At 43.2% G+C, this 12,291-nt stretch carries 9 protein-coding genes; 6 read left to right on the top strand and 3 right to left on the bottom strand.

The genetic code is table 11. The features are described 5' to 3' along the window. Positions 1–4: 4 nt before the first annotated feature. Positions 5–1,261, bottom strand: a complete 1,257-nt coding sequence (locus tag DW930_RS09670; protein WP_117744835.1) for an extracellular solute-binding protein — start codon at positions 1,259–1,261, stop codon at positions 5–7. 349 nt (positions 1,262–1,610) lie between these two features. Between DW930_RS09670 and malQ the strand changes: the two genes are divergently transcribed. The 4 genes from malQ (at position 1,611) to nrdI (ending at position 6,744) form a co-directional block, all read left to right on the top strand. Further along, the gene (gene malQ, locus DW930_RS09665) at positions 1,611–3,248 is read left to right on the top strand and encodes a 4-alpha-glucanotransferase (RefSeq protein WP_279387284.1); all 1,638 of its coding nucleotides are present in this window, start codon (positions 1,611–1,613) and stop codon (positions 3,246–3,248) included. A 21-nt stretch (positions 3,249–3,269) separates the two neighbouring features. Then, positions 3,270–5,528, top strand: coding sequence for a glycogen/starch/alpha-glucan family phosphorylase (gene glgP / locus DW930_RS09660; protein WP_120701469.1), 2,259 nt, complete (start codon positions 3,270–3,272; stop codon positions 5,526–5,528). 174 nt (positions 5,529–5,702) lie between these two features. Beyond that, on the top strand, positions 5,703–6,215 hold the full coding sequence (locus DW930_RS09655) for a hypothetical protein (RefSeq protein ID WP_023027392.1): 513 nt from the start codon (positions 5,703–5,705) through the stop codon (positions 6,213–6,215). A gap of 61 nt (positions 6,216–6,276) precedes the next feature. Further along, the gene (gene nrdI / locus DW930_RS09650) at positions 6,277–6,744 is read left to right on the top strand and encodes a class Ib ribonucleoside-diphosphate reductase assembly flavoprotein NrdI (RefSeq protein WP_123159926.1); all 468 of its coding nucleotides are present in this window, start codon (positions 6,277–6,279) and stop codon (positions 6,742–6,744) included. A 73-nt stretch (positions 6,745–6,817) separates the two neighbouring features. Here the strand turns inward: nrdI and DW930_RS09645 are convergent, their stop codons facing one another. Both DW930_RS09645 and argS read right to left on the bottom strand, forming a co-directional pair. Then, complete coding sequence (locus DW930_RS09645; protein WP_023024726.1) at positions 6,818–7,063, bottom strand: hypothetical protein; 246 nt, start codon at positions 7,061–7,063, stop codon at positions 6,818–6,820. A 164-nt stretch (positions 7,064–7,227) separates the two neighbouring features. Beyond that, complete coding sequence (argS, locus tag DW930_RS09640) at positions 7,228–8,916, bottom strand: arginine--tRNA ligase (protein WP_023024724.1); 1,689 nt, start codon at positions 8,914–8,916, stop codon at positions 7,228–7,230. Between the two features lie 102 nt (positions 8,917–9,018). On the opposite strand from argS, the gene argR reads away from it, so the two are divergent. Then, the gene (gene argR, locus DW930_RS09635; RefSeq protein WP_023024723.1) at positions 9,019–9,462 is read left to right on the top strand and encodes an arginine repressor; all 444 of its coding nucleotides are present in this window, start codon (positions 9,019–9,021) and stop codon (positions 9,460–9,462) included. A 106-nt stretch (positions 9,463–9,568) separates the two neighbouring features. After that, positions 9,569–12,112: a DNA mismatch repair protein MutS gene (gene mutS, locus DW930_RS09630; RefSeq protein ID WP_123159925.1), complete on the top strand. Its 2,544-nt coding sequence runs from the start codon at positions 9,569–9,571 to the stop codon at positions 12,110–12,112. Positions 12,113–12,291: the final 179 nt, after the last annotated feature.

Below are 12,291 nucleotides of genomic sequence, written 5' to 3'. Positions count from 1 at the left end.
TGTTTTACTTGCCACCGAATTTTTGTTCGATAGTTTCTTTGATCAATTTAACAGCATCGTCAGCAGCATCTTTAGCAGATTTCTTACCACTTACAGCGTCGAAGAGCATAGTTGCAGCTGGATCCCAAACAGTACTCATTTCAGAGATGTTTGGCATTGGTTGAGCATTTTCAAACTGTTTAACAACGGCAGTTGTCAACTCATCGTTTTTACCAACAGCGTATTCACGAGCTTCTGTGTTAGCTGGCACTTCGTTAGTCTTATCGTAGAAGGCTTTTTGTTGATCAGTTGAAGTCAAGAAGTCAACAAATTTTTGAGCTGCTTCAGGGTTATTAGCACCTGCAGGGATAACCCAAGCTTTACCACCACCGAAGGCAGAGTATGCTTTTCCGTTTGGAAGGGTAGGGATAGTTGCTACACCGTAGTTTACTTTAGCTTCTTTCAATGAAGATGCTTTCCATGGTCCATCGATGATGGCAGCTGTCTTACCTTCTTGGAATTGAGTTTGGATGAAGTTTGCAGCACCTTTAGTGTCTTGCAATCCTTTAGGCCATTTAGCGTACCAAGTTTTCGCGTATTCGATACCGTCGATGGCACCTTGGTTGTTCAAACCTACGTCTTTTGGATCTGTACCATTTTTACCGAAGACATATCCACCGTTACCTGAAAGGAGTCCGTATGCATAGTAGAAGTTTGTCCAGTCAGCAAGGAAGGCAGTGTTTTTACCTTCTTCACCAGCGAAGTCATACTTGCTGTCTTTTGCTAATTCTTCAAGTTCACCAAATGTTTTTGGAGCTTCTTGTAGGAGGTCTTTGTTGTAGTAAAGAACCAATGTTTCGATAACTGCTGGTGCTCCATATACTTTGCCACCGTTTGTTACAAGTGATTCAGTTGTTTTGTCAGTCTTGCTGTCTTTGTTCAATGTAACTTCTGCCAATTGACCGTCGTTACCAAGACCACCTACGCGGTCGTATGGTGCCATCATAACGTCTGGAGCTTTACCAGATTGGTTGTCAAGAGACAATTTGTCCAAACCACCAAGAGCGTCACCAGTCTTGATAGTTACTTTTGTACCACTTTCTTTTTCAAAAGCTTTCGCAGCTTCTTCCATATATGATTTGTAACCATTATCAACGTAGACGGTTAACGAGTTTTTAGCAGAAGAAGAATCTTCTTTTTTGCCTCCACAAGCTACCAAAAGAAGTGATGCGAATCCAACTGTACCAAGTACAGCAGCGCTTCGAAGAATTGTGCGTTTCATGATTTATTCCTCCTAAAGAATAAAAATAAGATTATTAGTTGAAAACGTTTTAGACAAACGTTTTCCTTAACACGAATAGTATATCACAGGGAGAAAACGTTTGCAAGCATTTGTGCAAAATTTTTTTAAAAATTTTTTATCTTCTATATATACACACAAATAGTTGACAAGAAAATGAGAAAGGGATACACTAGGCATAGGGTTAACATGCAGAAAAAACATAAAAGTTTAGGAAACCTCTTGCATAAACCACAGGATTACTTTATAATGGATAAGAACGCAAACGTTTTCCTTAAGCGTTGCATAAAGATGATCTAGGGTCATTTATAAATAGGTTAAATTCAGTTCTATGTCTGCTGACTGCTCTTCTTCAATTCTTCCTGAGAGTTGGAGTGGGATCAGAAACAGCATAGAAGGTTCGTCTATTTTCTTAAAACAAAAAAATATTAAACTAAAGGTGGTACCCTCAATGAAAAAACGCCAAAGTGGTGTCTTGATGCACATTTCATCCTTGCCTGGGAAGTATGGAATCGGTTCGTTTGGCCAAGCAGCTTACGATTTTGTGGATTTCCTCGTTCGTACCAAGCAACGGTATTGGCAAATTTTGCCTCTCGGAACAACAAGCTACGGGGATTCTCCTTACCAATCCTTCTCGGCTTTTGCAGGCAACACCCATTTTATTGACTTTGATCTTTTAATTGAACAAGGACTCTTGGATGCATCTGATGTAGAAGGAGTTGATTTTGGTCAAGATCCAACAGAAGTAGACTATGCCAAGATCTTCGAGCAACGTCGTCCTCTTCTAGAAAAAGCGGTTGAAGCTTTTCTCAAAACAGGTGATTGGGATGACTTCAGCCGATTTGCAGAGCAAAATGCAGCTTGGTTGGAATTGTTCGCTGAATACATGGCCATTAAAGAACATTTTGAATTAAAAGCATGGACAGAGTGGCCAGATGCAGCGATTCGAGCTCGTCAACCAGAAGCTCTTGCTTCCTACCGCTCTCAATTGGAAGATAAATTGACTTACCATCGAGTGACACAGTATTTCTTCTTCAAACAATGGTTGAAATTGAAAGCATACGCTAACGATAACCACATCGAAATCGTAGGAGACATGCCAATCTACGTAGCGGAAGATTCAAGTGATATGTGGGCAAATCCACACCTCTTTAAAACAGATGAAAATGGGAAAGCAACCTGCATTGCAGGATGCCCACCAGATGAATTCTCAGCAACTGGTCAACTTTGGGGGAACCCAATCTATGACTGGGAAGCAATGGACCAAGATGGATACAAATGGTGGATTGAACGCTTGCGTGAAAGCTTTAAAATCTACGATATCGTTCGGATTGACCACTTCCGTGGTTTTGAATCTTATTGGGAAATCCCAGCTGGTTCTGATACAGCAGCACCTGGTAAATGGGTCAAAGGGCCTGATTATAAGCTCTTTGCAGCAGTGAAGGAAGAGCTCGGTGACTTGAACATCATCGCAGAAGACCTTGGCTTTATGACAGATGAAGTGATTGAATTGCGTGAACGGACAGGCTTCCCAGGAATGAAGATTCTTCAATTTGCCTTCAATCCTGACGATGAAAGTATCGATAGCCCTCACTTGGCGCCAAACAACTCTGTCATGTACACAGGAACGCATGATAACAATACGGTTCTTGGATGGTACCGCAATGAGATTGACGATCCAACTCGTGAGTATCTTGCACGTTACACCAATCGTAAAGAATACGAAACTGTTCCACATGCTATGCTTCGTACGGTCTTTGCTTCTGTCAGCTTTATGGCTATCGCCACTATGCAAGACTTGCTAGAGTTGGATGGTTCGGCTCGGATGAACTTCCCATCTACCCTTGGTGGAAACTGGTCATGGCGAATGACAGAAGATCAATTGACACCAGCTGTCGAGGAAAACTTACTTGACTTGACAACCATTTATCGCCGAATCAATGAAAATTTGGTGGATTCAAACCAATAGAAAATTTCAGGAGACACAAAAATGTTACCATTAAAAGAATTTGTACAAAATCGTTACAATAAATCTATTGCAGAATGTAGTAACGAAGAGCTTTATCTTGCTCTTCTTAACTACAGCAAACTTGCAAGTAGCCAAAAACCAGTCAACACTGGCAAGAAGAAAGTTTACTATATCTCAGCTGAGTTCTTGATTGGTAAACTCTTGTCTAACAACTTGATTAACCTTGGTCTTTATGACGAAGTTAAGAAAGAACTTGCTGATGCAGGTAAAGAGTTGATCGAAATCGAAGAAGTAGAATTGGAGCCATCACTTGGTAATGGTGGTTTGGGCCGTTTGGCTGCCTGCTTTATCGACTCAATCGCTACACTTGGTTTGAACGGTGACGGGGTTGGTTTGAACTACCACTTCGGTCTTTTCCAACAAGTTCTTAAAAACAACCAACAAGAAACCATTCCAAATGCATGGTTGACTGACCAAAACTGGTTGGTTCGTTCAAGCCGTAGCTACCAAGTGCCATTTGCACACTTTACATTGACATCTACTCTTTACGATATCGATGTACCTGGTTACAAAACAGCGACTAAAAACCGCTTGCGTTTGTTTGACTTGGATTCGGTTGATTCTTCAATCATCAAAGATGGTATCAACTTTGACAAGACAGACATCGCTCGCAACTTGACTCTCTTCTTGTATCCAGATGATAGTGACCGTCAAGGTGAATTGCTCCGTATCTTCCAACAATACTTCATGGTTTCAAATGGTGCGCAATTGATCATCGACGAAGCGATCGAAAAAGGAAGCAACTTGCATGACCTTGCTGACTACGCAGTTGTACAAATCAACGATACTCACCCATCAATGGTGATTCCTGAATTGATCCGTCTTTTGACTGAACGTGGAATCGAACTTGATGAAGCAATTTCTATCGTTCGTAGCATGACAGCTTACACTAACCACACCATCCTTGCTGAAGCCCTTGAAAAATGGCCACTTGAATTCTTGGAAGAAGTGGTTCCTCACTTGGTACCAATCATCAAAGAATTGGATCGTCGTGTTAAAGCAGAATACAAAGATCCAGCTGTTCAAATCATTGATGAAAACGACCGTGTACACATGGCTCACATGGATATCCACTACGGATACAGTGTTAACGGGGTAGCAGCACTCCACACAGAAATCTTGAAGAACTCTGAGTTGAAAGCCTTCTACGACATCTACCCAGAAAAATTCAACAACAAAACAAACGGGATTACCTTCCGTCGTTGGCTCATGCATGCGAACCCAAGCTTGTCTCACTACTTGGATGAGATTCTTGGACGCGATTGGCACCACGATGCTTCTAAGTTGGAAGACCTTCTCTCATATGAAGATAAGGCTGCTGTCAAAGCAAAATTGGAAGATATCAAAGCTCACAACAAACGTAAATTGGCTCGGCACTTGAAAGAACAACAAGGGGTGGAAATCAAGACAAACTCTATCTTTGATATCCAAATCAAACGTCTTCACGAATACAAACGCCAACAAATGAACGCTTTGTATGTGATCCACAAATACTTGGACATCAAAGCTGGTAACATCCCTGCACGTCCAATCACTGTCTTCTTTGGTGGTAAAGCAGCTCCTGCCTATACCATCGCACAAGATATCATCCACTTGATCCTTTGCTTGTCAGAAGTAATCGCTAATGACCCAGCAGTTGCTCCACACTTGCAAGTGGTAATGGTTGAAAACTACAACGTTACTGCAGCAAGCTTCTTGATCCCAGCATGTGATATTTCAGAACAAATCTCATTGGCTTCTAAAGAAGCTTCAGGTACTGGTAACATGAAATTTATGTTGAATGGAGCTTTGACTCTTGGTACCATGGATGGAGCTAACGTGGAAATCGCTGAGTTGGTTGGAGACGAAAACATCTACATCTTCGGTGAAGATTCAGAAACTGTTATCGATCTTTACGCTAAATCAGCTTACAAATCAAGCGAATTTTACGCTCGTGAAGCTATCAAACCATTGGTTGACTTCATCGTGAGCGACGCTGTTCTTGCAGTAGGTAAGAAAGAACGCTTGGAACGTCTTCACAATGAGTTGATCAACAAAGACTGGTTCATGACTCTTCTTGACTTGGAAGACTACATCAAAGTGAAAGAGCAAATGCTTGCTGACTACGAAGATCGTGACGCATGGTTGGATAAAGTGATCGTCAACATTGCAAAAGCAGGATTCTTCTCATCTGACCGTACCATCGCTCAGTACAACGAAGATATCTGGCACTTGAACTAATTTGCCTTTAGTATTCTAGAAGCAATATACTTAGAAAAGAAGAGCTCCTTTTGGATCATATCCTGATTTAGAGGGAGCTTTTTTAGTACAGGACTAGTGGGGAAATCTAAACTTGCGCTTCCCTTAGGTTCACGTTATAATAAATACTATGGATATTAGAAACGAGGAAATACAATGAAGAAAAATCCGATTTATATGTATGTCTTGCTAGCCCTCTCAGCGATGGGAACTCTATTAACTGCTCAGTCCTTCTTTGGATTGGCTAAAGTGGAGATCACAGATGAAACGGCAGCTTCTTTGAACTTAACCACTGCAATTGAACGGGAAGAATATAAAGCCTTCCTTGAAAAACTAATCGTAGCGCTACGCGGACCGATTGCTTGGTTGTTGCTATCTCTTTTAATTGGGGGCTTAATTGCTGTTGGCTATTTCTTCCTGTCTAAAAAGGATATTGTCAAGGCCACCTACGCCTATATGGGTCAAATTGGAGCCTTTGTCCTAATAAGCTTGCACAATTTCTGGTCTTATCGTTCTTCCATGTCGGTGATCACAACAGATAAATTGCGGACCTTGATACAGGCTTCTAGCTTATATGCGCTTGTCTTGAGTATAGTTGTAGCCCTTGTTTACCTGGGAATCCTTCTCTACAAATTAAAAAATAGACCAGCTAGCGACCTTTCAGCTTAGATGACAGCATTCAAAAGCTCCTCTAGCCTAGTCTTAGACAAAGAAGGAGGAGCTTGTCTGATTGGAGAAAAAAATGAAAGTATGTTTTGTCTATATCAGTTTAAGTGGCAATACTGAAAGTTTTGTCCGTCGCCTCAGTGACTATCTATGGGAGCAGTACCCTGACTTGGTTATTGAAAAAATCCATGTCAAAGACCTGGTCAAAGAAGGGAAGCCTTTCTTTGAAGTTGATACTCCTTTTATTGCCTTTTTACCTACCTATCTAGAAGGAGGAAATGGTGTTGATAATGGGGATGTGGAGATTTTAACGACCGATGTAGCAGACTTTATTGCCTACGGAGACAATGCCACTAAATGCTTGGGAGTTGTAGGATCTGGAAACCGCAACTTCAACAATCAATATTGCCTAACGGCCAAGCAGTACAGTCAACGCTTTGGCTTCCCTATGCTAGCAGACTTTGAGATGCGAGGGATGCTAGGGGATATCAAAAAAGTAGCTGGTATTATCGAAGACTTGTATCACTTTTAAAATGAGAAGAGAGTGGGACAGAAATCGAATTCTAACGAATGACCGATTTCTGTCCTACTCTCTCTTTTGTTACTTATTTTAATTGATCTGTGATTTCTTTCGAAAGTAAGAGGCCGAGGCGATAGTCCTTGTTGATAGCGTGGATGACATCGTTGATGTTTTCCGTCGTTTGGATTTGCTCCTTGATGCCTGCTTTGAAGGTTTCATCTTTTAAGAGTTGCTCTTGTAAAATCTTTTGCAGTTTTTCTCTCTCGTATTTATTGATTAAAAAGAGAATGACTAGACTAACTAAAATAAGAATGTAAACGGTTTGGTTCATAGGGTTCTCCAGAAGATAAGATAATAGATAAGGGAAGCGCTAATCCCTAAAAATATAGGTGTATGTAACATGAGAAAAGGAGTGAGACGGAACTAAATAAGGCTTATTTAGCTACTCCTCTCACCCCTAAAAGAGACGGTTCCTATCAAAAAGTAAAGAAGATATTACATTTTCTCAGGCGCATCCACACCCAATAGACGAAGCGCTTCTTTCAAAACAACTGCTGTCGAGTAGCTAAGAGCAAGACGGCTTTCGCGTTCTGGGCTTTCATCCAAGATACGAGTGTGAGCATAGTACTTGTTGAAGGCTTGAGCCAAGTTGATGGCATATTTAGCAATCAAGGATGGATCATAGTTTTCAGCAGCACGTTTGACAACACGAGAGAAGTCTTGGAGAAGCTTGATGATTTCCCAGCTTTCAGGATCGCTCAAGCTATAAGTCGCATCTGCAGATGGTGTGAAGTTGGCTTTGCGAAGGATAGATTGGATACGAGCATAAGCGTATTGAACGTATGGTCCAGTTTCTCCTTCGAAGGATACCATGGCTTCAAGGTCAAAGTCATACCCGTTTCGACGGTCTGTCTTCAAGTCATAGAATTTAACCGCACCAACACCGACTGCATGTGCTACTTCTTCCTTGTTTTCTAGTTCAGGATTCTTTTCTTCGATCTGAGCTTTAGCACGAGAGATAGCTTCTTGAAGGGTTGGTTCGAGCAGGATGATATTTCCTTTACGAGTTGACAATTTTTGGCGGTTCTTTGTCACCAAACCAAAGTCAACGTGGATCATATCGTCGCTCCATTCAAATCCCATTTTCTTCAAAACAGCTTTCAACTGACGGAAGTGGTTGGATTGTTCTTGACCTACAACATAGATGTTTTTCACAAAGTTGTAAGTCCGTGCACGGTAGATAGCGGTTGCGATATCACGAGTGATATAAAGAGTGGCACCATCTGATTTTTTAATCATAGCTGGTGGTAGGTTGACATCATCCAACTCAACGATGCTAGCCCCCTTAGACTCTTTCAACAAACCTTTTTCTTCAAGGATTTGGACAGCTTCGTCCATCTTGTCATTGTAGAAGGCTTCTCCGTTTAAGCTGTCAAATTCAACACCGAGGAGTTTGTAGATACGGTTGAATTCTACCAAGCTCTCGTCACGGAACCATTGCCACAATTCAGTCGCTTCTGGATCTCCATCTTCCAATTTCTTGAACCAGATACGTCCTTCATCGTCCAAAGCAGGATCGTTTTCGATTTCGGCATTGATGCGAACATAAAGTTTCAACAATTCGTCGATTGGATTGGCTTCGACAGCTTCCTTGCTACCCCATTTTTTGTAAGCCACCATTAAGAGACCGAACTGTTTACCCCAGTCTCCCAAGTGGTTGATTTTAATGGTATTGTAGCCCATTTTTTTATAGATATTTGAAATAGCATCCCCGATAACGGTTGAACGTAAGTGACCAACTGAGAATGGTTTTGCGATGTTTGGACTAGAAAGGTCGATGGTAACGTTCGCTCCTTGCCCTTCTTCTTGTTGTCCATAGTCAGCACCCGCTTGGATAACAGATTTGATGACTTGGTCAGAGATTTGTGATTTATCTAAGAAGAAGTTTACGTAAGGACCAGTAGCAACGACTTTTTCAAAGTGAGAGGCATCGATTTTTTCCGCAATATCAGCAGCAATCGCTTGAGGAGCTTTGCGTTCGATTTTAGCCAAAGAAAAGGCAGGAAAGGCGATATCTCCGAGGTCTGAAGATTTTGGTTGCTCTAGTAAATTTAAGATAGTTTCTTGGTCTAAGCCTTCGATGACTTTTGCCAATTCACTTGCAATAAGTTCTTTATGATTCATAGTAGCTCCTTTGGTCTTTTGTTACTATTCTATCACAAAATTCGGCCTTTCTTCAAACTTTTTGGTATAATCAAAGTATAATTATTCAAAAGTGGAGCAAAAATGAAAAAAGATGAACGTCAGCTTTTGATTCGAGAAATTATCCAAAATGAGAAGTTATCGACGCAAAAAGAAATTCAAGACCGTTTAGATCAGAGAGGGGCGGGAGTGACCCAGACAACCTTATCCAGAGACCTACGAGAAATTGGTCTGATCAAAGTAAAAGAGAAGGGTGGTCTCTATTATAAACTAGCCGATGAACCTGATCGAACAGATATTTTTAGACTGATTGCTCAATATGCACAAGTGGTCTCGAGAGCAGAGTTCACACTGGTTGTTCGGACGGAGCTTGGAGAGGCGGCGATTTTAGCCAATGCAGTCGATGAAATTTTGGATGATCAAATCCTTGGAACCGTCGCAGGGGCCAATACCCTTTTAATTGTTTGCAAGGACCAAGAAGTCGCACAAACGGTCCAGCAGACCATTCTCCAACATTCTAGTCACTAGTCAAGGGCGAGGGACCAGTCCAGAAAGGGATCGGCCCTCCTTTTATGTCAGTTTAGTGTTGGAGCAAGTTCTCAGAATGAATGAAATGATAGAGAAAAGGAGCGATATGGCAGCAGAAAAAATATCACCTGGCATGCAGCAATACCTAGATATCAAAAAAGACTATCCGGATGCTTTTTTGCTCTTTCGGATGGGGGATTTTTACGAGCTCTTTTATGAAGATGCCGTCAATGCCGCACAGATTTTAGAGATTTCCTTGACTTCAAGGAATAAAAATGCAGAAAATCCGATTCCCATGGCTGGAGTACCTTATCATTCGGCCCAGCAGTACATCGATGTTTTGATCGAAAAAGGCTATAAGGTGGCTATTGCAGAGCAGATGGAAGATCCTAAGCAAGCCGTCGGTGTGGTCAAGCGGGAAGTGGTCCAAGTCATTACTCCAGGGACCGTTGTCGATTCGACCAAGCCAGACAGCGCCAACAACTTCTTGGTAGCCTTGTCTCATGATGAGACGGATTATGGCCTTGCCTATATGGACTTGGTGACTGGAGAGTTTCAGGTCACTAGTTTGAATGATTTTGCCATGGTCTGTGGGGAGATACGAAACCTGCGGGCGCGTGAGATTGTCTTGACCTACTCTTTGTCAGAAGGTGAAGAAAGAGTCCTTCTTGGCCAAATGAACCTCTTGCTCTCCCCTATCTCAGAAGTGGCGGAGGATGTCCAACTTCTAGGGGCTGAGTTGACTCATTTGGAGAGAATAGCGGCTGGAGGTCTGCTCCAATACGTACAGGAAACCCAGAAGCGGGAGCTCCACCATATCAAGCCTGCCCATCACTATGAAGTCCGTGATTTCTTGCAGATGGATTATGCGACCAAGGCGAGTTTGGACTTGACAGAGAATGCCCGGACAGGTAAAAAACACGGCAGCCTCTACTGGCTCCTAGATGAAAGCAAGACAGCCATGGGAGGACGTCTCTTGCGAGCTTGGATCCAGAAACCCTTAATGGATCGCCATCAGATCGAAGAGCGCCAAGAGATTATCCAAGTCTTCTTGGACCATTTCTTTGAGCGAAGTGATCTGGCAGATCGTCTCAAGGGTGTGTATGACATCGAGCGTTTGGCCAGTCGGGTCTCCTTTGGTAAGATTACTCCCAAGGACCTCTTGCAATTGGGCGAAACGCTGCGCCACGTCCCCTTGATCAAGTCGCTCTTGGTCGAGATGGGAGAGCCTGTTCTAGATCTCCTCATTGCTCAGTTAGATGAGCTACCAGAGCTTTGCCGTCTCATCGAAGCGGCTATTGATCCGGATGCCCCTATCGTTCTGACAGAAGGCAATATCATCCGTACTGGCTTTGATCCAACTCTGGATCAGTACCGTGTTGTCCTCCGAGAAGGGACCGGCTGGATTGCAGAGATTGAAGCCAAGGAACGCGAAGCCAGTGGTATTACCGGTCTTAAAATTGACTACAACAAAAAAGACGGTTACTATTTCCATGTGACCAACTCCCAATTATCCCGTGTGCCAGCTCATTTCTTCCGCAAGGCAACCTTGAAAAACTCCGAGCGCTTTGGGACAGAAGAATTGGCTCGGATCGAAGGAGAAATGCTAGAAGCTCGGGAACAATCAACCAGTCTGGAGTATGCGATTTTCCTACGAATCAGAGAGGAAGTCGGCAAGTACATTCAGCGCTTGCAGTCACTAGCGCAAGCCCTAGCAACGGTAGACGTCTTGCAAGGCCTAGCCTGTGTAGCTGAAAGGCAACAACTGACCCGACCAGTCTTCCAAGAAGCGCGTGATATCCGGATTGAAAAGGGCCGTCATCCGGTTGTTGAGAAGGTAATGGGAGCTCAAAGCTACATTCCCAATAGTATCCTCATGGATGAGACCTGTGATATCCAGTTGATTACGGGGCCCAATATGAGCGGTAAGTCCACCTATATGCGTCAATTGGCTATCATTGTCATTATGGCCCAGATTGGCTCCTTTGTACCAGCTCAAGCGGCGACCCTCCCTCTCTTTGATGCCATTTACACTCGGATTGGGGCGGCAGATGACTTGGTGTCCGGCCAGTCGACCTTTATGGTTGAGATGATGGAGGCCAACAATGCCATTCGCCAAGCGACTCCAGCCTCTCTTATCTTGTTTGATGAGTTGGGCCGGGGAACGGCGACCTATGATGGCATGGCTTTGGCCCAAGCCATTATCGAATACATCCATGACCGGACAGGGGCCAAGACACTCTTTGCCACCCACTACCATGAGCTAACCGACTTGGAGCAGACCCTATCTCGCTTGCGCAATGTCCACGTCGCTACCTTGGAGAAGGATGGCCAAGTGACCTTCTTGCACCGAATTGAAGAGGGACCAGCGGATAAATCCTATGGGATCCATGTGGCCAAGATTGCAGGCCTGCCAAGCGATCTATTGAAGCGGGCAGATGCCATCCTGAGTCAACTAGAAGGCCAAAGCCAAGAAGTGCCGGTAGCAGCTCCAACCAAGCAACCCTCTCAAGAGCTTGGAGAGCAGTTATCTCTGTTTGCAGCAGACACCACTCACCCAGTACTAGAAGAATTAAACAATCTCGATATCTACAACATGACCCCGATGGAAGTCATGATGGCAGTTACCGAGATGAAAAAGAGAATATAAAAGAGAGTGGGACAGAAATCGGTCATTCGTTAGAATTCGATTTCGTCGTCCCACCTCCGCACAGTTGAGTAGGGCTGTAAAAGCTGATGAAATCAGCCTAGTAGAGCCCACTCAACTACTGCGTCTTGCTCGACAATCCAAAGACAATTGAGAGGCTAGGACTTTTGCCCCAGCCTCTT

Origin of the sequence: Streptococcus sp. AM43-2AT, assembly GCF_003603405.1 — a bacterium.
Lineage (GTDB): Bacteria > Bacillota > Bacilli > Lactobacillales > Streptococcaceae > Streptococcus > Streptococcus ilei.
Note: the sequence above shows the minus strand (reverse complement) of the source record. Positions and strands in the feature narration are given on the sequence as shown.

Excerpts from the sequence above, each read along its gene's own strand:
- argR (WP_023024723.1), top strand. The coding sequence starts at position 9,019 with ATGAAAAAAGATGAACGTCAGCTTTTGATTCGAGAAATTATCCAAAAT.
- mutS (WP_123159925.1), top strand. The coding sequence starts at position 9,569 with ATGGCAGCAGAAAAAATATCACCTGGCATGCAGCAATACCTAGATATC.
- DW930_RS09645 (WP_023024726.1), bottom strand. The coding sequence starts at position 7,063 with ATGAACCAAACCGTTTACATTCTTATTTTAGTTAGTCTAGTCATTCTC.
- malQ (WP_279387284.1), top strand. The coding sequence starts at position 1,611 with ATGTCTGCTGACTGCTCTTCTTCAATTCTTCCTGAGAGTTGGAGTGGG.
- DW930_RS09655 (WP_023027392.1), top strand. The coding sequence starts at position 5,703 with ATGAAGAAAAATCCGATTTATATGTATGTCTTGCTAGCCCTCTCAGCG.
- glgP (WP_120701469.1), top strand. The coding sequence starts at position 3,270 with ATGTTACCATTAAAAGAATTTGTACAAAATCGTTACAATAAATCTATT.
- argS (WP_023024724.1), bottom strand. The coding sequence starts at position 8,916 with ATGAATCATAAAGAACTTATTGCAAGTGAATTGGCAAAAGTCATCGAA.
- DW930_RS09670 (WP_117744835.1), bottom strand. The coding sequence starts at position 1,261 with ATGAAACGCACAATTCTTCGAAGCGCTGCTGTACTTGGTACAGTTGGA.